Source organism: Streptomyces sp. NBC_00247, from assembly GCF_036188265.1.
GTDB lineage: Bacteria > Actinomycetota > Actinomycetes > Streptomycetales > Streptomycetaceae > Streptomyces.
This window is the reverse complement of sequence record NZ_CP108093.1, coordinates 3,326,845-3,346,886: the sequence shown is the minus strand read 5'-3', so window position 1 is coordinate 3,346,886 and position 20,042 is coordinate 3,326,845. Positions and strand designations below refer to the sequence as shown.

Genomic DNA, 20,042 nt, shown 5'->3' with positions numbered 1-20,042 from the left:
CCGCCGGACCCCGGCCCGCCCCGGTGCCCGCGCGGGGCTCGGGTCAGCGTTCGCCCTCGGCCTGGATCCGGGCGACGTACGCGGCAGCCTGCGAGCGGCGCTCCATGCCGAGCTTCGACAGGAGGCTGGAGACGTAGTTCTTGATGGTCTTCTCCGCGAGGTGCAGACGTTCCCCGATGACCCGGTTGGTGAGTCCCTCGCCGATCAGGTCGAGGATCTTGCGTTCCTGGTCGGTCAGGTTGGCGAGCCTGTCGTCGCCCTTGCCGTCCTTGCCGTCGCGCAGCCGGGCCAGCACCCGGGCGGTGGCCGCGGGGTCGAGCAGCGACTTTCCGGCCGCCACGTCGCGTACCGCGCTCAGCAGCTCGTTGCCCCGGATCGCCTTCAGCACGTACCCCGAGGCCCCGGCCATGATCGCGTCGAACAGGGCCTCGTCGTCCGCGTACGAGGTGAGCATCAGGCACTTGATGTTCTCGTTCCGGGAGCGGATCTCCCGGCACACCTCCACCCCGCTGCCGTCCGGCAGGCGCACGTCCAGGACGGCCACGTCGGGGCGGGTGGCGGGGATACGGACCAGGGCGTCGGCGGCGGTGCCGGCCTCACCGACGACCTCGATGTCGTCCTCCACCGCGAGCAGGTCGTGGACGCCCCGGCGGACTACCTCGTGGTCGTCGAGTAGAAATACGGTGATTTTTCCATCTTCGGACACATTCGCAGTCTCACACACTCCGCTCCGCTCCGCCCTTCCCTGTGCCGTTCCCCCGGGATAACGTGCCGTTGTTCCGGCGGCCTGCCAGGCTGTTACCAGTGCTGTGACCAGCGAGAGTTCGGGTTTTCGCGATTTACTTGGAAATCCAAGCAAAAACGCAGGTCAGAGAGGGTTTCGCGTATCTGCGACCCACTGGGTAACGTGCCTGTGACAGGGTGCTCGCCGGGGCACCTGTCACGCCTGTTCCCGGCCGAGCGGCACCCACCCCGTGCACGGGTCCGGACACAGGCGAGCCGCACTGGTTCCCGGCAGACCCCGGGGTCCGGACCGACGGAGGAGCACGCACGTGACCGTGGAGAGCACTGCCGCGCGTAAGCCGCGACGCAGTAGCAGCAGCAGGCGCACCAGCGCCGCGAAGGCACCACAGAGTTCCGAGCCCCAGCTCGTACAGCTCCTGACGCCCGAGGGCGAGCGCGTGGAGCATCCCGAGTACAGCGTCGACCTCTCCCCCGAGGAGCTGCGCGGGCTGTACAGGGACATGGTGCTGACCCGCCGATTCGACTCCGAGGCGACCGCGCTGCAACGCCAGGGCGAGCTGGGCCTGTGGGCATCGCTGCTGGGCCAGGAGGCCGCGCAAATCGGTTCCGGACGGGCGCTCAACGACGACGACTACGTCTTCCCCACCTACCGCGAGCACGGCGTCGCCTGGTGCCGCGGGGTCGATCCGACGAACCTGCTCGGCCTGTTCCGCGGCGTGAACCACGGCGGCTGGGACCCGAACAGCAACAACTTCCACCTGTACACGCTCGTCATCGGCTCGCAGACCCTGCACGCCACCGGCTACGCCATGGGCGTCGCCAAGGACGGCGCGGACTCCGCCGTGGTCGCGTACTTCGGTGACGGCGCCACCAGCCAGGGCGACGTCGGCGAGGCGTTCACCTTCGCCGCGGTCTACAACGCCCCGGTCGTGTTCTTCTGCCAGAACAACCAGTGGGCGATCTCCGAGCCCACCGCGCGCCAGACCCGGGTGCCGCTCTACCAGCGCGCCCAGGGCTACGGCTTCCCCGGCGTCCGCGTCGACGGCAACGACGTGCTCGCCTGCCTCGCCGTGACCAAGGCTTCGCTGGAGCGGGCCCGCCGCGGTGAGGGCCCCACCCTCGTGGAGGCGTTCACCTACCGCATGGGCGCGCACACCACCTCCGACGACCCGACGAAGTACCGGGCCGACGAGGAGCGCGCCGCGTGGGAGGCGAAGGACCCGATCCTGCGGCTGCGCACGTACCTGGAGAAGCAGAAGCTCGCCGACGCGGCCTTCTTCACCGCCCTGGAGGCGGAGAGCGACGCGCTGGGCAAGCGCGTGCGGGAGGGTGTCCGGGCGATGCCGGACCCCGAGCCCCTCGCCATGTTCGAGCACGCGTACGCCGACGGGTCCTCGCTCGTCGACGAGGAGCGCGCCGAGTTCACCGCCTACCAGGCATCGTTCGCCGAGGAGGAGAACTGACCATGGCCGCGGAAAAGATGTCCATCGCCAAGGCGCTCAACGAGTCGCTGCGCCACGCCCTCGACACCGACCCCAAGGTACTGATCATGGGTGAGGACGTCGGCAAGCTCGGCGGTGTCTTCCGGATCACCGACGGACTCCAGAAGGACTTCGGCGAGGGACGGGTGATCGACACCCCGCTCGCCGAGTCCGGCATCGTCGGCACGGCGATCGGCCTGGCCCTGCGTGGCTACCGCCCCGTCGTCGAGATCCAGTTCGACGGCTTCGTCTTCCCCGCGTACGACCAGATCGTCACGCAGCTCGCCAAGATGCGCGCCCGCTCGCTCGGCAAGATCAAGCTGCCCGTCGTGGTCCGTATCCCCTACGGCGGCGGCATCGGCGCGGTCGAGCACCACAGCGAGTCGCCCGAGGCGCTGTTCGCGCACGTCTCCGGCCTGAAGGTCGTCTCGCCGTCGAACGCGCACGACGCCTACTGGATGATGCAGCAGGCCCTCCAGAGCGACGACCCGGTCATCTTCTTCGAGCCGAAACGGCGTTACTGGGACAAGGGCGAGGTCGACACCGAGGCCATTCCGGTCCCGCTGCACCGCGCCGTCACCGTCCGCGAGGGCAGCGACCTGACGCTCGTCGCCTACGGGCCGATGGTGAAGGTCTGCCTGGAGGCCGCCGCGGCGGCCGAGGAGGAGGGCCGGTCGATCGAGGTCCTGGACCTGCGGTCGATGTCCCCGATCGACTTCGACGCCATCCAGACCTCGGTCGAGAAGACCGGCCGGCTGGTCGTCGTGCACGAGGCCCCCGTCTTCTACGGCTCCGGCGCGGAGATCGCCGCCCGGATCACCGAGCGCAGCTTCTACCATCTCGAAGCACCGGTCCTGCGGGTCGGCGGCTACCACGTCCCGTACCCGCCGGCCCGGCTCGAAGACGAGTATCTGCCGGGTCTCGACAGGGTGCTCGACGCCGTCGACCGCTCGCTGGCGTACTGAGGAGAGGGGTCGTGACGATGACCGACACATCGGTTCGTTTCCGCGAGTTCAAGATGCCCGACGTGGGCGAGGGACTCACCGAGGCGGAGATCCTCAAGTGGTTCGTCCAGCCCGGCGACACCGTCACCGACGGCCAGGTCGTGTGCGAGGTGGAGACCGCCAAGGCGGCGGTGGAGCTGCCGATCCCGTTCGACGGGGTGGTGCACGAGCTGCGCTTCCCCGAGGGCACCACGGTCGACGTGGGCCAGGTGATCATCTCGGTGGACGTGGCGCCCGGATCGGCCGCCGACGCACCCGTGCAGGAAGCGGTGACCGCTCCGGCGGAGCCCGAGGCGGCTGCCGCCGCTCCGGAGGAGGCGCCCAAGGGCCGGCAGTCCGTGCTGGTCGGTTACGGCGTCTCCGAGGGTTCCACCAAGCGCCGCCCGCGCAAGGGCGCCGAGCAGCCGGCGGCTGCCGCGCTCCAGGCGATCCAGGGCGAGCTGAACGGCCAGGGCGCCGGTGCCGCACAGGCGGTGGCGAAGAGCCGCCCGCTGGCCAAGCCCCCGGTCCGCAAGCTCGCCAAGGACCTCGGCATCGACCTGGCCTCGGTCACCCCGACCGGCCCGGACGGTGTCATCACCCGCGAGGACGTGCACGCCGCCGCCGCTCCGCCGGCGCCCCCGGCGGGCGTTGCCCCCGCCGTGGCGGAAGCGCTCGACGAGCACGCGCCGTACGACACCGGAACGTACTACGGCGCTCCGGCCGAGGCGCCGCGGCCGGTGGCGCAGGTGCCGGGTGCGCGGGAGACCCGCATCCCCGTCAAGGGGGTGCGGAAGGCCATCGCCCAGGCGATGGTCACCAGCGCCTTCACCGCGCCGCACGTCACCGAGTTCGTCACGGTCGACATCACCCGCACGATGAAGCTCGTCGCGGAGCTCAAGGAGGACAAGGACCTCGCCGGGGTCCGGGTCAACCCGCTGCTCCTCATCGCGAAGGCCGTCCTCGTCGCGGTCAGGCGGAACCCGGGCGTCAACGCCGCCTGGGACGAGGCCAACCAGGAGATCGTCCAGAAGCACTACGTGAACCTGGGCATCGCCGCCGCCACCCCGCGCGGACTGATCGTGCCGAACATCAAGGACGCGCAGGACATGACCCTGCCCGAACTCGGTTCGGCACTGGCCGAGTTGATCTCCACCGCCCGCGAGGGCAAGACCTCCCCGGCGGCGATGGCGGGCGGCACGCTCACCCTCACCAACGTGGGCGTCTTCGGCGTCGACACCGGCACGCCCATCCTCAACCCGGGCGAGTCGGCGATCCTCGCGATCGGCGCGATCAAGCTCCAGCCGTGGGTCCACAAGGGCAAGGTGAAGCCCCGTCAGGTCACCACGCTGGCCCTGTCGTTCGACCACCGACTCATCGACGGTGAGCTCGGTTCGAGGTTCCTGGCGGACATCGCCGCGATCCTGGAACAGCCGAAGCGCCTGATCACCTGGGCCTGACCGCTCATACATGTAAGAGGTGGGCCCGCACGCAGCAGTGTGCGGGCCCACCTCTGCTTCCGGGGGCGCCCCCGGGGGAGGCGCTACCGGGGCTTCCTGGTGACGGCGGTCCAGCGCGGGTCGACGCGGTCGAGCCAGACGTCCTGATCGTCGGCGAGCGGCTGCCGGAGGGGAAGCGCGAGGAACCGGCAGCGGAACACGAGGCCGGCATCACCCCCGTCGCCGTGCACGTGGTGTTCCCGGACATCCGGGGTGTCGGCGGGTACCTGAAGTGAGAAGAAGCTGGTCCGACGCGGCTGTCCCGTGTCGGGGTGAGGCTTGTCCTCCACGGCGATTCGCCCCACCACCGTCGCCGTCGACAGACCTGTTTCCTCGGCGACTTCCCGGAGGACCGCTTCCTCCAGTCCTGCGCCCGCCCCGACCCCGCCGGCAGGGACTTGGGTGCCCGCCTCCGGGACACCCACGTGGTCGAAGACCAGGAGTTCGGGGGTCGCGCGGTGTCTGACCACGTACGCGGCCACACGGATTCTCGGCCGATCCATCTCGGCGTTGTCCGTCATGAACGCTGGTCGAGCCGTGGGGCCGGTACGCCTGGTGGTGTGCGCGAGGGCTCGCGGGGGTTCGCGTGGACTTACGGGAGCAGAGCGGGACCGGACTCGCGTACGAGGGACATCTCGGCGAACACCGTCTTGCCGACCGTGCGGTGCTCGATGCCCCACCTGTCGGCGATGTGCGCCACGATCAGCAGCCCCCGCCCGTAGCAGTCGGTGTCGACGGGCTCGCGGGTGTCGGGGAGCCGTTCCGACCGCGGGTCGCTGACCTCGATCCGCACGGCGGTCGCGGTGATCAGGAGCCGCACACGGAAGAGGCGGCCCCGCAGAGCGCCGTGCAGCACCGCGTTGGTGGCCAACTCGCTCACCAGCAGGCCCACATCGTCGGCCAGGTCGCCGTACCCCCACTCCACGACGAGCCGCGCGGCCCTGTGCCGGCTGCGCCGGACGCTGCCGGGTGTGGGCGGGTAGCTGAGCACGTCCTCATGGAGAACGGGTTCGGGGGCGGGGATTTCCTGGGCGGGCGTCATGGACACGTACCTCCGTGGAAACGGGCGGTGGCGATGCCGAGCCGGCGCCGGGGCCGGGAGGTATCCGGCGCAGGGCAGGACGGTGCACTTCCGCCGGGCGGCTCCGCTGAGCGAGCGGTGGAGCACTGAACGTAGCGACCCCAGGAGTCTGGGCACAAGTGAAACGGAGACAATTGTCCCCAACGGGGGATCGTTGTCGACGTGGACTGGGCCGGCCGCCACACTTGTCTTGTGAATCGAGCAACCCAACTCGGGAACCGGACCTCAACCGTGCTGGGCCGAAGGCTCGGTAGCGAGCTGCTTCGCCTGCGGGACGCGTCGGGCAAAACACAGCAGCAGGCCGCGCAGACGATCAGTGCTACCAACTCGAAGATCGTGAAAATGGAGCGCGGATGGGTCCCGATGCGGGACCCGGACATCCGCACCCTGTGCGAGTTCTACGGCGCCGACGACGCGAGGCTCGTCGGCCGCTTGATGGAGCTGGCCGGGCTCGACCGGGAGCGCCGCAAGGCGAAGGGCTGGTGGAACCAGTATCCGGAGCTGCGGTCGCTGGTCGAGTACGTGGCGCTGGAGGACATCGCTACCGGCATCCGCACCTGGCAAGGCGCTTTTGTTCCCGGCCTGTTGCAGACGCCGGACTATGCGCGGGCCCTCGCGGTGGGCAATGCTGAGTGGCGGGAGCCGGAAGAGATCGAGCGCTTCGTCGAAGCGAAGGTGGCTCGGCAGGCTCGTCTGGCGGATGATCAGCCCCTCGCGCTGTGGGCCATCATCGGAGAGGGCGCGCTGCGCCAGTTGGTCGGGGGACGCGAGGTGATGCGTACTCAACTTGCCCGCCTTGCCGAAGCGTCGGCGGAGCCAAATGTCACTGTGCAGGTTGTCCCGTTCCTGGCGGGGTCCCATCCGGGGATGACCAGCGCATTCAGCGTGGTTTCCTTCGCCGAACCAGGGGCGTTGGACGTGGTTTACATGGACACCACGTCGTCTACGCTGTGGTTGGAGAGCGAGACGGACGCCACCCGCCACAACGTCACGTTCGGCCGCATTGCAAGAAGCGGACTCGCTCCCCGCGATTCCATCGCTCTCATAGAGCGTATTCGCAAGGAGCTGTAGCTGTGCCCCACTTCGATTTCGTCAAGTCCAGCTATAGCAGCGGAGATGGCGAGTGCGTCGAGGTGGCCCGCAACGTCCCCGGCTCCGTGGCTGTCCGTGACTCCAAGCGCCCCGATGGCCCCGTCCTCGTCGTGGCCCCCGCCACCTGGGCGGCCTTCGCCGCCGACCCGGTCCATCGTCAAGGCCATCCTGACGCTGGAGCGGCGGCGCTGAAGATCCTTAGTGAGCGCTTCGTCCGGCGATGACCGCCACATGAAGCACGCACGCGGAACCGAAACCCATGGGGTCAGTCCTGATCTTGGCTGTACTGGGCCGCGTACCAACTGGAGTCGATGGCGGGGTTGCGCAGCGCCCCCCAGAATCGGTCGTCAGGTATCGGTGGCAGGGGCTGATTACCCAGGTCCGCATGCAGATCCGCGCGCCAGTCGAGAGTGAGGTGGCTCCGGGTCTCCGCGCTCTCGCACACGGACCTGTACGGGGACCCCCAGATCCCGAGGGCTATCTTCTCCGCGGCCCACCTGCGCGTGTGGTCTTGGCCGGTGTCGGCCTGTGCGAGCACCGCGCGGAGTCGCAAGGCGAGCGGGCCGGTCTGGTCAGGCTGCGGCAGGGCCACACCGCACTCCCACGCGTCCAGCGCTGCGTTGACCTCCGGGTAGTTGTTCAGACCCGTTTCGACCGCCAGTCTGCGCAGTTGCTTACGCGCGGCGTCGACCACCTGCTCGTACGGCAGAACTGCGATCAACGCACCGAGTTCCTCATGCCCGTCCAGGTGGCTCACGTGGAGGAGGTCGGTGGGACTGTAGGACAGATCCAGCTCTTGCAGCTGCGCATCCGGTGCGGGAAGGGGCTCGTCGGCACTGTACTGCGGCCTGGCAGGCGGACACGCCTCCCAGAACAGCCGGCCGTTGAAGGTGACGACACCAGCGTCCTTGCCGCGCTCAAGCGTGCCGGCCAGTTCGGCCAGATACTCACCCAACGAGTCGGCCTGCCCGAAACTGGAACCGGTCTCGTCGAAGAACCGTCCGATCACACCGAAGGAGTCCCGCCCGGTACGGCAATCCATCAGAAGACCGTCCGACGTCACGTCGTAAGAACCGAACTTCACGTAATCGTGGAGCCAGTAGTCCTCGGTCTCCCCGTCGCGGCCCTGGTCGATGCCGCGCATGAACCCGGTGTCCCCGAGGATTCCGCTCACTCCGAGCAGCCGGTCGCCCGTGCTGAAGCGGAAAGCCTCAGGTCCCTCCAGCGCCCCGTTGTGCCGGAGGAGTGAAGCGACCAGGTCCGGAGGAAAGGTGACTCCCAGATCCTGTTGCGCTGCTGCGATCTCCTCGCCGCCTGCAGGCGGCCCAAGCGTGGCGAAAGTGCGGGGCGCGTGCTCGCGCAGCCACGCGTCGATGCGAGTCCATGAGTCCTGGACCTTGTCTGATGCCATAGGGCCGACCTTAGAACCAGCGGCTGACAACAGCTTGATCGTCGCTCACCGGCCGTGCCGCCGGGTTGGCGTTCAGGCCGGCAAGCTTCGAGCGGCCAGTACACGCATGCGAACCTGCGGTACTCCGGAGACTGCAACCCGTCCGTCTGACGCGGTTCGCCGCTCAGTCTCGCGACGGGAGGGCGAGCCAGCGGTCGTTCTGGTACGCGGCGGGGATCTCGTCCTCCCCCGGATCGACCCCGAGTCGTTCCAACTCGTCGAACCAGCGGTCGCGCTGGGATTCCGGGAGGCGTCGTCCGCACCAGGGACAGAAGTCGATGGTGCTCGCCGAGGTGCCCCCGTCGTGGATGATCAGCCCGTACTCCTGGAACCGGGCGTCGAAACTGATCAGCGTGTCCGGGCAGGCGAAGGGGTCGTCGTGCTGGTCGCAGTCCGCGCTCGCGTACCGGGTCATCGTCTCGCAGCAGTGATCGGACACGGTCCGGGTCTCGCTCTCATCGGGAATGCGGGTGAGGGTACCCGGGCGATCCGAATCTGCCGCATCCTTTCTCCCCCGCGCGCGGCAGCACGGGGTCCGAGGCGCTACCCCCGCCGTACCTCCGCCATGAAGCACCCGAACTCCACCGCCCGTACGTGCACCACTGCCACGGCCCGGTCCGCGAAGACCTCGCGCAGGGCGTGGTCCATCTCCCCCGCCCGTTCGCGCGGCAGTTCGACGAGGTGTCCGCCGAGGATGTGCCCCCGGGCGTCGTAGAGCCGAAGTGTGCGGAGCGGCCCGTGGAGTTCGGCCGGGTAGCCGGCCCCGGAGGTGGGGCCGCCGCAGTCGTCCGCATGGATGAAGACCGGGCCGCATTCGTCGTACGGTCCTGGTTCGGCGCCGGTCTCCTGGGCCCAGCGGCGCAGCGGGGCGTACGAGACGAGCACGATGCGCTCGCCGGCCTTGCTCCGGCCGAGGCAGCACCGCAGTGGGGCGCCGCCCTCCGGGTCGGTGGCCGCGGTCCGGGTGTGGCCCGCGTCGTCCCGTCGGCGGAGCTGGTCCAGGACGGTGGGGGCGATGGCCCGCACTTCGTAGGTGGTGTTCACGGGACGAGGATTCCGGCGCGTGACCCGGAGTGCCGGCGGAAAACGGACATCAGGCCTTCAGGCCCCAACGAGCGTCACAGCCAACGGGGTTGCGGTTTCGCAGGGTGTGACGAACATCGTTGGGGCTCTCGCGGTATACCGGTGCTCAGTTGTCACAGGGGTCGCATAGGCTGCGCGTCAGCGGCAACGCTTACACACTTTCTTCACCCCGGGGGGGTTTGATCATGGTGCGCAGACAGAAGCGCAGACGCGTGATCACGACTGCGACGGCGCTCGCGGTTCTTTTCAGTTCCGCGACGTTGAGCGTCGTGACGGCCGGTTCGGCCGCGGCCGACACCGCGAAGGTTCTCTCCCTGAAGTCCGCTGGAGACGTCGTGGTGGACGGCGTCCACCAGCGGGTCTACATATCGGACCCGACAGCCGGCAAGATCGTCGTCACCGACTACGCGGGCACCGCGGTCGCCACGCTCGCCGGCCTGACGGGCGTGGACGGCCTGGCGCTCTCCGAGGACTCCGGTCACATCTACGCGGCCGTGGCGGGCGCGGACCGGATCGTCTCCGTGGAGACGTCCACCTACACGGTGAGCGCGAGTTACGACCTGGGCGGCGCCGACCGACCGCGCGACCTCGCGCCGGCCGGAGGCAAGCTGTGGTTCTCCTACGGCGCGGCCCCCGACGGAGCGATCGGTTCTCTGGACCTTTCCGGCCCGGAGCCCGTCGTGACCCTGGACCAGGACGGAAACGCCTCGTTCTACACGGCGCCCGTGCTGGCGTCGGACCCCGACTCGGGTGTGCTCGTCGCAGGGGAGGAGAGCACCTCCGCAGGCATTCTCGCGGTGTACGACGTCTCGGGCGGGACCGCGGTCCTGGGCGCGAACAAGTCCGTCGAGGGGAGTTTCTTCGACCAGCTCGCGGTCTCGCCGGACGGCACGCAGGTCGTGACGGCGAGCGGATACCCGTACGCCCACCCGGCGTACTCCACCACCGACCTCTCCGAGGTCGGCCGCTACCCCTCGGGCGACTACGGCAGCGGTGTGGCCATCGCCCCGGACGGTACCGTCGCGGCGGGTACCTCCTCCTGGTACGGCCCGGACGTGCACGTCTACCGGCAGGGCGCCACCACGCCCGTCCGTGAGTACGACTTCCCCAACACGGGGGCCAGCAGCGGCGGTGACACTCTGGCCGACGGAGCCCTCACGTGGGCGCCCGACGGCAGTCGGCTCTTCGCCGTGTCGGTGAACAGCGACAACGTCTACACACTGCGTGTGCTCACCGACCCGAACAGGTCGCTCCCGACGCTCACCGTCAACGCGCCCGCGACCGCGACGCGCGGCAAGGCCCTGACCGTCACCGGCAAGATCACCGCGAGTGTGGCGATCCCCGTCGGGACCAAGCTGACCGTGACGCGCACCGACCTCGAATACCCCAAGGGCAAGGTGCTGCCCGCGGTCGTCACCAAGGCGGGCGGTGCGTTCTCCTTCGCCGACACCACCTCGGCCGGCGGCAACGTGACGTACAAGGTCGCGTACGCGGGCGACGCCACGCACTCCCCGGCGAGCGGCTCCGACGTCGTCGCGGTGTCCCGGACCGCGGTCACGCTCACGGTGAACAACAACAAGAAGGTGTTCGCCTACGGGCAGCCGGTCGCCTTCACCGCGGTCCTCGGCAAGACGTACAAGAACCGCACGGTGAAGCTCTACGCGGACCGTGCCGGGGACGGCAAGGGCAAGTACCTGCTCAAGTCCGGCACGGTCAACAGCGCGGGCAAGCTCTCCGGCACCCTGACCATGTACCGGGACTCGGTCGTCTACGCCGTGTACGACGGCGACGCGCGGACCGCGGCCAAGACCGTCATGGTCTGGTCGGGGGGCCGGGCCAAGGTCGTCACGGCCATGTCCAAGTACTACAAGACGGGCAAGATCGGCGCGACGAACTACTACTGGGTCCACAAGACGTCGACGCCCTGGTTCCACACCGCGATCAACGCCTACCCGGGCCGCAAGCAGCGGATGGACATCCAGGTGTACTACGCCGGCGCCTGGCGCAGCGGCGACTCGCAGTACTTCAAGCTGGACTCGGCGGGCAAGACGATCGTCAACCTGGGCAAGCCGGGGGCGGGTTCCGTCGGATTCAAGTTCCGTATCCGGTCCGCGTACATCAGGGGTGCCGACTACTCCGGTGACGCCGTGAACTCGACGGCCTACAGCGCCTGGAAGTACATGTACGTCACCAACTGATCGCGCGCTCGCCGCGCTGCGGGAGTCCGTCCTGCGGACGTCGCTCCCGTCGGAGGCCCGGAGTACCGAAGCTTTCGAAGCCCCCGTGGACCCGTCGGTCTCGTTCGCCCCGTCCGCCTTCTCCGGCGGGCGGGGCGATGCCGTACCGTCCCGGCGACCGGCTCCCCCACCGGAATGGACGCGAAATCGTTTCCGATTCCGCGATGCGGACATTCGTGGGGTCATGGAACCGACTCCCGAACCACCTCATGACCAGGAAGAACCCGCCGGGCACCACCTCGCGGGGCGCCGTCGCGCCGAGGCCCGGGCGGACGCGGGGGAGCGCGAGGAGACCGCCCGCGAGGAGACCGCCCGCGACGGCACGGCCGGGGAGGAAGGGGAGAGCGCCGGCCCCGGCCCCGAGGTGGAGGCCAACGCTCCCGACACCCCGACCGACATGCCCAAGCGCTCGTGGTGGGCGGTGCTGAAGCGGACGGTCAACGAGTTCAAGAACGACGAGTTGGCCGACCGGGCGGCCTCGCTGACCTACTACGGGATCCTCGCGCTCTTTCCGGCCCTGCTGGTGCTGGTGTCGATCCTCGGCCTCGCCGGGGAGTCGACCACCCAGAAGGTCATGGACAACGTGAAGAAGCTCGCTCCCGGGCCGGCCCGTGATCTGCTGACCGACGCCGTCGAGCAGTTGCAGAACAACGGCGGCATCGGTTCTCTCATGGCCGTCGTGGGTCTGGTGCTTGCGGTGTGGTCGGCGTCCGGGTACATCGCGGCGTTCATCCGTTCCTCCAACGCCGTCTACGACGTCCCCGAGGGGCGCCCGGTGTGGAAGATACTGCCGTTGCGCCTGGGACTGACCGTGGTCCTGATGGTGATGGCGGTGATCAGCGCGCTGATCGTGGTCTTCACCGGCCCCCTCGCCCGCCGGGCGGGCGACACCCTGGGCGTCGGCGACACCGCGCTGACGGTGTGGTCGCTCGCGAAGTGGCCGGTACTCGCCCTGCTGGTCACGCTGATGATCGCGATTCTCTACTGGGCCGCGCCCAACGCCCGTGGGCGTGGATTTCGTTGGGTCTCTCCCGGCAGCGTCCTGGCGCTGTTGATCTGGCTGGCCGCCTCGACGGGCTTCGCGCTGTACGTCGCCAACTTCGCCTCGTACAACAAGACGTACGGCGCCCTCGCCGGGGTAATCGTCTTCCTGGTGTGGTTGTGGATCACCAACCTGGCGACCCTTCTCGGGCTCGAATTCGACGCCGAGATGAGCCGGGAGCGCGCCATCGTCGGCGGCCATCCCGAGACCGAGGAGCCGTACGTCGAGCCGCGCGACACCGCCAAGTGGTCCGACGAGGACCGCCGCAAGCTGGGCTGAATCCAGGGGCCCGGGAGCCCGGGGCCCCCTGACGAGCAGAGGGACGGGACAACGGTGTACGGAACAGCGGACGAAGGCACGGATCGGACTCTTCTCGTCGGGGCGGCGGCCCTGCGGCGGGGTGACCGCCTGCTGACCCGCCGGGTGGCGCGGTGGCGGTCGCCGGTGACGCGGGAGGTGCTGCCCGCAGTGGAGTCGGCGGCCGAGCACACCAAGCTGTGGTGGGCCGCCGCCGGCGCCATGGCCGCGCTCGGCGGCGGCCGGCAGCGGAAGGCCGCGGTCGCCGGACTGGCCGCCATGGGGATCGCGGAGTTCCTCTCCAACGGCGTGGGCAAGCGGCTCTACGAGCGTCGCAGACCGCCTGCCGAGCTGATCCCGCACGACGGCGTCCACGACCGGCCCGACAGTTCGTCGTTCCCCTCCGGCCACACCGCCGCTGCCGTCGGGTTCGCCGCGGGGGTCGCCGCCGTCTCCCCGGTCGCGGGCGCGTTCTGTGCCGTTCCCGCCGCGCTGGTGGCGGTCGAGCGGGTGCAGTCCGGAGCGCACTATCCGAGTGACGTCGCTGCCGGAGCGGTCCTGGGACTGGCGAGTGCCTGGCTGGTCCACCGCGCTCCGAAGCCGTGGTGGAGCCGGCTGCTCCGAGGGTGAAGGCCGGCCGACCGTGCATGCGGGGGACGCCCCGGGGTACCCGCCTCCTAGATGCATTCATGACAATCAGTACATATGCGGCAGACGAACTCCCTTTCGGGGAGTGACTCAGCGAGGAAAGGCGGGCGCGCGTCATGAACACGATCGAGCATGCCGGCGACCGGCACGGCACCGACTACGCCGCCGACCACGGCAAGGGTCGCGCCACCGGCGCCGGCGGCACCGGCCCCGAAGGAGGCCGACGGGCCGAGGACTCCTCGGTCGGGGCACTGGTGACCCAGGCGTCCCAGCAGCTGTCACAGCTGGTACGGGACGAAATGCGCCTCGCCCAGGCCGAGATGACGCAGAAGGGCAAGCGGTTCGGTCTGGGCGGCGGCCTGTTCGGCGGCGCGGCCACCGTGGGTTTCCTCGCGCTGGCGTCCCTGGTCGCCGCTGCGATCGCCGGTCTGGCCACCGCCCTTCCGGTGTGGGCTTCCGCGCTGGTCGTGTGCGCGGTGCTCGCGGCGGTCGCCGCGTTCCTCGCCGTCAAGGGGAAGAAGGAGATCGCTCTGGCCACCCCGCCCAAGCCCGAGCGGACCATCGACAACGTCAAGGCCGACATGGCGGAGATCAAGGAGAAGGCGCACCGATGAACGACATGCCCCATTCCCGGCCCGCGCACGACGAACCCCTGACCCCCGAAGAACTGCGGGTGGAGGCGGAAGCGACGCGCGAGCAGCTCGGCCGGACCGTCGAAGCCCTGGCGGCGAAGGCGGACGTGAAGGCGCAGGTCCAGCGCAAGGCCGAAGACGCCAAGGCGCAGGTCCATGGCAAGGCGACGGAAGCCAAGGTCCAGGCCCGGCTGGCGGCGATGGACGCCAAGGCCCAGGTGCGGGAGAAGGCCGGGACGGCGAAGGTCCGGGCGCGGGAGAAGGCGGCGCTCGCCAAGGACCGGGCGGCCCGGATCGCCCGGGACGCCCAGGAGAAGCTTCCGCCTCCGGTGGTGGACAAGGCGATGCGCGCGAAGGCCCGGCTCGGGTCGACGGCCTCGGCCGTTGCCGCGAAGGTCGAGGCGAAGACTCCGGACGCGTTCGCGGAGCAGGCGGGCCGTGCTCAGCGCGCAGTCGGCCGCCGAAGCGGGCCGTTGCTCGCCGTGGGCATCGTCGGCCTGCTCCTGGTGGTCGGCAAGCGCCGTGCCGGGAAGCGCTGAACGGGCGACAGTCGCCGAGGCGCGGAGGGCGGGGCGGACCGGGTCACCGGCCCGCCCCGCCCTCCGTTCCCCACCGGGTCTCCGCCGTCCTCGGGCGACGGCCGGGCACCGGGGGCGCCCGACGGCCGGGCACCGGCCGGCGCCCTGTGTCGCGGGGCGGGATCGGTCGCCGTGAATCGGACGCCACGTCCTCTCACCCCCGAGGGCTGATGCCCCCCACCGTCAGGCCGAGCAGCCGGTGCGCCTCGGCGACGGAGTCCGGGTGGTGTTCCGTGGCGAGGGCGATGCCCGTCACCAGCGCGACCAGGTCGGCGACGGTCACCTGGGGGGCCACCGCGCCCGCCCGCGCGGCATGCCGCAACAGCGGGTCGGCCGCCCCGGTGAGCTTCGCCGCACAGGCGTTGACGTGCTCCGGGTCGCCCGTCATCCCTTCCTGGACGAGCGCGTCGGCCATTCCCCGCGCGGAGGCGGCGTACGTGGTGAGCGCGCCCAGCCACTCCAGCAGTGCGGCGCGCGCGTCCGCCGCTCCGGCCAGCTCGCCCGCGCGGGCGCACAGTGCCTCGATCCGCTCGCCGAACACCGCCTCCAGCAGCGCGCGCCGGCCGGGGAAGTGCCTGCGCACGGTGGCCGAGCCGACCCCCGCGACCCGGGCGATCTGCTCCAGGGACGCGTCACGGCCGTGCGCGGCGACCTCCTCCTCCGCGACGGCGAGGATGCGCGCGTAGTTGCGCCGGGCGTCCGCGCGCTGGGCGGTCATGAAGTCATCTCCGTACTTGCTAAGTGGCGGGGCCCTCCGTATCGTACCCGAGCATAAGTGGCGGGCCACGCCGCTCAGGGTCCGTATCGAGTACCCGGCCGGGCTCGCGGCGTCGTGCGACTCCGCCTCCGGCGGTGTGGTCGGCCTTGGACAGGACGGCCGTATGCCGCCGCTCACCGATCCGGCCCGGAACTCGGCACAGCCCCAGGTTGTGCGTCACCGCCCGAGGGGAACCATGACTACTCGATCCGCTCCCGTCCTGGTCGTCGGTGCCACCGGCCGGCAGGGCGGCGCCACCGCCCGCGCCCTGCTCGCCTCGGGCTTCGCGGTCCGGGCGCTGGTCCGCGACCCGGCGACCGACCGGGCGAGAGCCGTCGAATCGCTCGGCGCCGAACTGGTCACCGGCGACCTCGACGACCGCTCCTCCCTGACCAGGGCCGCCGCAGGGGCCCGCGCCGTCTTCTCCGTCCAGATGCCCGACGTGAACGGACGCGCTTTCGAAGGTGAGGTCGAACAGGCCGTCAATCTGATCGAGAGCGCCAGGGCCGCCGGGGTGCCGCAGTTCGTGCACACCTCCGTCTCCGGTGCCGGGCGCCACACGGACCGGGTCAGGGGCGACTGGGCCTGGATGGAGCCGTACTACGCGGCGAAGGCCGGGATTCAGGACCGGGTGCGGGAGGCGGGCTTCGACCACTGGACGCTGATCAAACCGGGCTTCTTCATGGAGAACTTCCTCCTCGACGCGGGCATCATGTTCCCGCGCGGGATCGAGGGCGGCCTCGTGAGCCTTCTGAAGCCCGCCACCCGGCTGTCGCTGGTCGCGGTCGAGGACATCGGCGCGGCAGCCGCCGCGGCTGTCGCGGAGCCGGAGCGGTTCGACGGGGTCGAGCTGGAGCTGGCGAGCGACAGTCTGACCATGGTGGACATCGCCGGGGTCCTCTCCCGCCGGCTGGGCACCGAAGTGACCGCGCCCGACCTGACCGGGGAGGAGGCGGTCGCCGCCGGGATGCCGGACATGGGCTTCGGACAGGCGCACATCAACGAGTACCCTCAGCCCGCGCTCCCCGAGTTCGCCCGATCCCTCGGTATCCCCCTCACCACCTTCGAGGCGTGGACCCGCGCACACCTGCGCGCCGTCGCCTGACGCCCGGCGTCGCCCGTACGCACCGGGCCCCCGCGCGATCCTCCGCGCGGGGGCCCGGTGCTCGTACCGTCCGGTGATCAGCTCACGCGGCAGGCTCCAGCACCACCCAGGCGGTGCCCGGGACCGAGGCGGTGCCGTCGGCGTAGAGGGCGGCCACGCGGTAGAAGTGCGTGGTGCCGGCGGCGGCTTCGGCGTCGGTGAAGGAGAGGCCCGTGTACGGCGTGCCCGCCGCCGAGATCTCCTCGTACGCTCCGGCCTCCGGGTTCCAGCGCTCGACCGTGTAACCGGCGGCGCCGGTGACCGGCTGCCAGGCGAGCCGGACGCCACCGGCGGCGCCGTCGTCGGCGGTGAGGGTGACCGGGGTGCCCTCCGGGGTCTCGACGGTGGGCGTCAGATCCCGCTCGGTGACGGTCACGACCGGGTTGGCCTCCGGGTCGCTCATGCTGTGGTTGCCGGAGGTGTCCTGGACGTCGATGAAGTAGCAGCGCTCTTCACCGTCGGGCAGCCGGACGTCCCGGTACGAGGTGACGGTGGGGCCGACGTACGCGGACGACACCGCGTAGCAGACCGAGGTGCCCTCCTCCTCGTCCGTGACCAGTTCGCCGATCAGCACCCGCTGGCGCGCGATGTCGGGCTCGGTGTCGATCTTCCAGCGCAGTTCGACGCCGTAGTCGGTCGCCTCGGCGGCCAGGCCGGTGACGGGCGCCGGGGGCGTGAGGTCCTCGTGGAGGGTCGTGGCGGTGACGTTCGCGGCGGCCGCGGACTCCTTGCCGGTGGAGTCGAACGCCTTGACCACGTAGTGGTACGTGGTGTCGCCCACCGGATAGTCGTCCGTCCAGGTGAACCGGCGGCTGCCGTCCGCGAGCAGGGTCGAGGCGACGACGTCCGCGACGGGCGCGGCCTTGGTGTCCACGGGCAGGGCCGTGGAGCGGTACACGTGGTAGCCGGAGACCGAGCCGTCGGTGGTCGCCCGGAGCCAGGAGAGCGTCACGGAGGACGCGGCGGGGACCGCCGTCAGGCTGTGCGGGGCGGCGACCGTGCGGTGCGCGGAGGCGGCCGTGCTGGTCGCGGGGGTGTAGGCGGAGGTGCGGCCCGCACCGTCCACGGCGGCCACCCGGTACTGCCACTGGGCGGACCGGGCGACGGTGGTGTCGCTGAAGGAGGTGCCGGTGACCGACACGGTGGTGGCGGCTCCGGAGCCGCTGCGGTTCAGCAGATAGCGGGTCGCGCCCGCCACCGGCTTCCAGGTCACCGTGATGCCGGTGTCCGTGCCCGTCGCGGCGAGGCCGGTCGGGGTGGTCATCAGCGGCGAGACCACGGGGACGTCGGCCGAGCCCGTGGAGACGTTCCCGGCCTTGTCGACGGCACGGACCTCGTAGTAATAGGTCTTGCCGGGCTCGGGGTTGAGGCCCGTGTAACTGGTGGCCGCGCCCGAGGCGACGAGGGTGTAGGTGGTGGTGCCGGCCAGGCGGCGGTAGATCCGGTATCCGGCGAGGTCCATCTCCACGCTCGCCGGATAGGTCATCTTCACCTTGCCGGAGGCGGTGTCGTGGACGACCTTCACGCCGGTGGGCGTGCGCGGCTCGACCTTGTCGTACGTCTTCGACGTGCGGGGCGCGTAGCCGAACTTGACGGCGGCGGAGCCGGTCCAGTTGACGTAGTCGACGCGCAGGGTGTGCTTGCCGGACGGGACGGTGAGGTTGACGGACTTCGACACCGTGGCCGAGCCGTTCTTCCAGATGTCGATCTTGCGTACGCCGTCGAGGTACACCCGCACCCCGTCGAGCGCCGAGGCGGCGAGGGTGAAGGGGCCGCCGGAGCCGAAGTCGCGGGTGACGGAGTAGCGGACCGCGAAGTTGTCCTTCGGCAGACCGGACACGGGTGCGCCGGAGCCCCAGTTCTGGTCCATCGCGTTGTCGCAGTCGGTCTTCTTCGGCGTACCGGCGAACGTGGTGTTCGCGTAGTAGGTGCGCGTGAAGTAGTTGGTCTTGCAGGTCACCGCGGCGGCAGCCGCCGGGGTGGCGCCGACGGCCGAGAGCAGGGTGCAGGAGGTCGCCGCGACGGACACGGCGGCGGCCGTGCGCAGCCGTACGCGGGAGAAGGGGGTCACGTGCGGAGGGAGCCTTTCGGAGAAGGGCCGTCGGGCGACGGGGAAGCGGCGGGGGCGGAGCGGGGGAAGGGGCCCGGTGCACGGAGCGCGCGCGGCCGGACCCCTTCCCGGGCACCTGTACGGTGCCCGGACTACTTCTTGAAGCCGTAGTCCAGGAGCTTCTTCACGTCGGTGGTCCGGGTGGCCTCGGAGGTGGAGGCCAGGACGGCGCCGATCACCGTCTTGCCGTTGCGGGTCGCGGCGAAGACCAGGCAGTACTTGGCGTTGCTGCCGGAGCCGGTCTTGACACCGATCATGCCGCTGTAACTGCTCAGCAGCTTGTTGGTGTTGGTCCACGACATGTAGCGGTAGCCACCGCTCTTCGTGATGACCTTCTGCTTCGTCGACTTCGTGGCGACGACGGCGCGGAAGGTGGAGTTCTTCATGGCACTGCTGGCGATCTTGGTCAGGTCGCGCGGCGTCGAGTAGTTCGAGCCATTGCTTATGCCGTCGAACGAGTCGAAGTGCGTGTTCTTCAGGCCGAGGGCCTTCGCGTCGGCGTTCATCTTGCCGAGGAAGGACTTCACGCGGGCCGCGCGGGTCGTGCCGACGCCGAACTTGTCGGCCAGCGCGTACGCCGCGTCGCAGCCGGACGGCAGCATCAGGCCGTACAGCAGCTGGCGCACGGTGACCTTGTCGCCGACGATCAGGTGCGCCGAGGACGCGCCCTTGGCGACGATGTAGTCGCTGTACGCCTTCTGGATCGTGACGGTGCTGTTCAGGTTGAGGTTCTTCTGGGCCAGCACCACCTTGGCGGTCATGATCTTGGTGGTGGAGCCGGTGGCGCGGCGGGTGTCGGCGCCCTTGGAGTAGAGCGTCGAGGCGTTGGCGTTGTTCATCACGAACCCGCCGGGCGCGACGACGGTGGGCGTCGGAACCGTGGCCGCCTGCGCGGTGGTGGCGAGCGCCCCACCTGCGATGACGGCACCGGCCGTCAGGGTTACGGTCGCCGCGACAGAAGTGCGACGAATGCCCGCAATGCGGAATTTCAAGGTAAACGCTCCAAATGCCCTTGGAATGCGGCTGCATGGGAGCCGCTGATGGTGAGACTCCTGAGAAGGCCGCTTGGATGTGCTGATGCCGGAACGGGTTTGAGCGGCGTGCGGAGCGCTGCGCATCGTAGCGCGCGGGGTCGGCCGCCCGGCCGCCTCCGGGGCGGGTGGTGCGCCTGGTGCGAAAGAGTC

General features: G+C 70.1%; 19 protein-coding genes and 1 pseudogene. 11 read left to right on the top strand and 9 right to left on the bottom strand.

Annotated features, from left to right (window positions below; genetic code table 11):
- Positions 1 to 43: 43 nt before the first annotated feature.
- Positions 44 to 706, bottom strand: coding sequence for a response regulator transcription factor (locus OHT52_RS14200; protein ID WP_328720516.1), 663 nt, complete (start codon positions 704 to 706; stop codon positions 44 to 46).
- Positions 707 to 1,052: 346 nt separating this feature from the next.
- On the opposite strand from OHT52_RS14200, the gene pdhA reads away from it, so the two are divergent.
- From pdhA to OHT52_RS14185, 3 genes are read left to right on the top strand one after another with little or no spacing between them, the layout of a single operon-like run.
- Positions 1,053 to 2,207, top strand: coding sequence for a pyruvate dehydrogenase (acetyl-transferring) E1 component subunit alpha (pdhA, locus tag OHT52_RS14195; RefSeq protein ID WP_328720515.1), 1,155 nt, complete (start codon positions 1,053 to 1,055; stop codon positions 2,205 to 2,207).
- A 2-nt stretch (positions 2,208 to 2,209) separates the two neighbouring features.
- Positions 2,210 to 3,190: an alpha-ketoacid dehydrogenase subunit beta gene (locus tag OHT52_RS14190; protein WP_328720514.1), complete on the top strand. Its 981-nt coding sequence runs from the start codon at positions 2,210 to 2,212 to the stop codon at positions 3,188 to 3,190.
- Positions 3,191 to 3,207: 17 nt separating this feature from the next.
- Complete coding sequence (locus OHT52_RS14185) at positions 3,208 to 4,668, top strand: dihydrolipoamide acetyltransferase family protein (protein WP_328723734.1); 1,461 nt, start codon at positions 3,208 to 3,210, stop codon at positions 4,666 to 4,668.
- An 83-nt stretch (positions 4,669 to 4,751) separates the two neighbouring features.
- Here the strand turns inward: OHT52_RS14185 and OHT52_RS14180 are convergent, their stop codons facing one another.
- Together OHT52_RS14180 and OHT52_RS14175 are read right to left on the bottom strand one after the other, a co-directional pair.
- A complete protein-coding gene (locus OHT52_RS14180) occupies positions 4,752 to 5,210 on the bottom strand; it encodes an NUDIX domain-containing protein (RefSeq protein ID WP_328720513.1) in 459 nt (152 codons plus the stop codon).
- An 89-nt stretch (positions 5,211 to 5,299) separates the two neighbouring features.
- Entirely contained in the window at positions 5,300 to 5,749 is a 450-nt protein-coding gene (locus OHT52_RS14175; protein ID WP_328720512.1) for an ATP-binding protein, read from the bottom strand.
- 231 nt (positions 5,750 to 5,980) lie between these two features.
- Between OHT52_RS14175 and OHT52_RS14170 the strand changes: the two genes are divergently transcribed.
- Positions 5,981 to 6,859 (top strand): helix-turn-helix domain-containing protein, encoded by an 879-nt coding sequence (locus OHT52_RS14170; protein WP_328720511.1) that lies wholly within the window; start codon positions 5,981 to 5,983, stop codon positions 6,857 to 6,859.
- A 2-nt stretch (positions 6,860 to 6,861) separates the two neighbouring features.
- A pseudogene (locus tag OHT52_RS14165) lies at positions 6,862 to 7,026 on the top strand (DUF397 domain-containing protein); the annotation flags it as partial.
- A gap of 119 nt (positions 7,027 to 7,145) precedes the next feature.
- On the opposite strand, the gene OHT52_RS14160 reads toward OHT52_RS14165, so the two are convergent.
- The 3 genes from OHT52_RS14160 to OHT52_RS14150 all read right to left on the bottom strand — a co-directional run bounded on the left by OHT52_RS14160 (position 7,146) and on the right by OHT52_RS14150 (position 9,374).
- Positions 7,146 to 8,291, bottom strand: coding sequence for an SMI1/KNR4 family protein (locus OHT52_RS14160; protein ID WP_328720509.1), 1,146 nt, complete (start codon positions 8,289 to 8,291; stop codon positions 7,146 to 7,148).
- Between the two features lie 163 nt (positions 8,292 to 8,454).
- Entirely contained in the window at positions 8,455 to 8,769 is a 315-nt protein-coding gene (locus OHT52_RS14155) for a DUF6980 family protein (RefSeq protein ID WP_328720508.1), read from the bottom strand.
- A gap of 104 nt (positions 8,770 to 8,873) precedes the next feature.
- Positions 8,874 to 9,374, bottom strand: a complete 501-nt coding sequence (locus OHT52_RS14150) for a DUF1203 domain-containing protein (protein ID WP_328720507.1) — start codon at positions 9,372 to 9,374, stop codon at positions 8,874 to 8,876.
- Between the two features lie 251 nt (positions 9,375 to 9,625).
- Between OHT52_RS14150 and OHT52_RS14145 the strand changes: the two genes are divergently transcribed.
- The 5 genes from OHT52_RS14145 (at position 9,626) to OHT52_RS14125 (ending at position 14,808) form a co-directional block, all read left to right on the top strand.
- Complete coding sequence (locus OHT52_RS14145; protein WP_328720506.1) at positions 9,626 to 11,611, top strand: WD40 repeat domain-containing protein; 1,986 nt, start codon at positions 9,626 to 9,628, stop codon at positions 11,609 to 11,611.
- A 223-nt stretch (positions 11,612 to 11,834) separates the two neighbouring features.
- Positions 11,835 to 12,971, top strand: coding sequence for a YihY/virulence factor BrkB family protein (locus OHT52_RS14140; RefSeq protein ID WP_328720505.1), 1,137 nt, complete (start codon positions 11,835 to 11,837; stop codon positions 12,969 to 12,971).
- 54 nt (positions 12,972 to 13,025) lie between these two features.
- Positions 13,026 to 13,619, top strand: a complete 594-nt coding sequence (locus tag OHT52_RS14135; protein WP_328720504.1) for a phosphatase PAP2 family protein — start codon at positions 13,026 to 13,028, stop codon at positions 13,617 to 13,619.
- Between the two features lie 134 nt (positions 13,620 to 13,753).
- The gene (locus tag OHT52_RS14130; protein ID WP_328720503.1) at positions 13,754 to 14,251 is read left to right on the top strand and encodes a phage holin family protein; all 498 of its coding nucleotides are present in this window, start codon (positions 13,754 to 13,756) and stop codon (positions 14,249 to 14,251) included.
- Positions 14,248 to 14,808 (top strand): DUF3618 domain-containing protein, encoded by a 561-nt coding sequence (locus tag OHT52_RS14125; protein WP_328720502.1) that lies wholly within the window; start codon positions 14,248 to 14,250, stop codon positions 14,806 to 14,808. The genes OHT52_RS14130 and OHT52_RS14125 overlap by 4 nt, the downstream gene beginning before the upstream one ends.
- A gap of 193 nt (positions 14,809 to 15,001) precedes the next feature.
- Here OHT52_RS14125 and OHT52_RS14120 read toward each other — a convergent pair whose 3' ends face one another.
- Positions 15,002 to 15,565 (bottom strand): TetR/AcrR family transcriptional regulator, encoded by a 564-nt coding sequence (locus OHT52_RS14120; protein ID WP_328720501.1) that lies wholly within the window; start codon positions 15,563 to 15,565, stop codon positions 15,002 to 15,004.
- A gap of 235 nt (positions 15,566 to 15,800) precedes the next feature.
- On the opposite strand from OHT52_RS14120, the gene OHT52_RS14115 reads away from it, so the two are divergent.
- Positions 15,801 to 16,709, top strand: coding sequence for an NmrA/HSCARG family protein (locus OHT52_RS14115; protein ID WP_328720500.1), 909 nt, complete (start codon positions 15,801 to 15,803; stop codon positions 16,707 to 16,709).
- An 82-nt stretch (positions 16,710 to 16,791) separates the two neighbouring features.
- Here the strand turns inward: OHT52_RS14115 and OHT52_RS14110 are convergent, their stop codons facing one another.
- Entirely contained in the window at positions 16,792 to 18,819 is a 2,028-nt protein-coding gene (locus OHT52_RS14110; protein ID WP_328720499.1) for a PA14 domain-containing protein, read from the bottom strand.
- Positions 18,820 to 18,950: 131 nt separating this feature from the next.
- A complete protein-coding gene (locus OHT52_RS14105; RefSeq protein WP_328720498.1) occupies positions 18,951 to 19,850 on the bottom strand; it encodes a D-alanyl-D-alanine carboxypeptidase family protein in 900 nt (299 codons plus the stop codon).
- Positions 19,851 to 20,042: the final 192 nt, after the last annotated feature.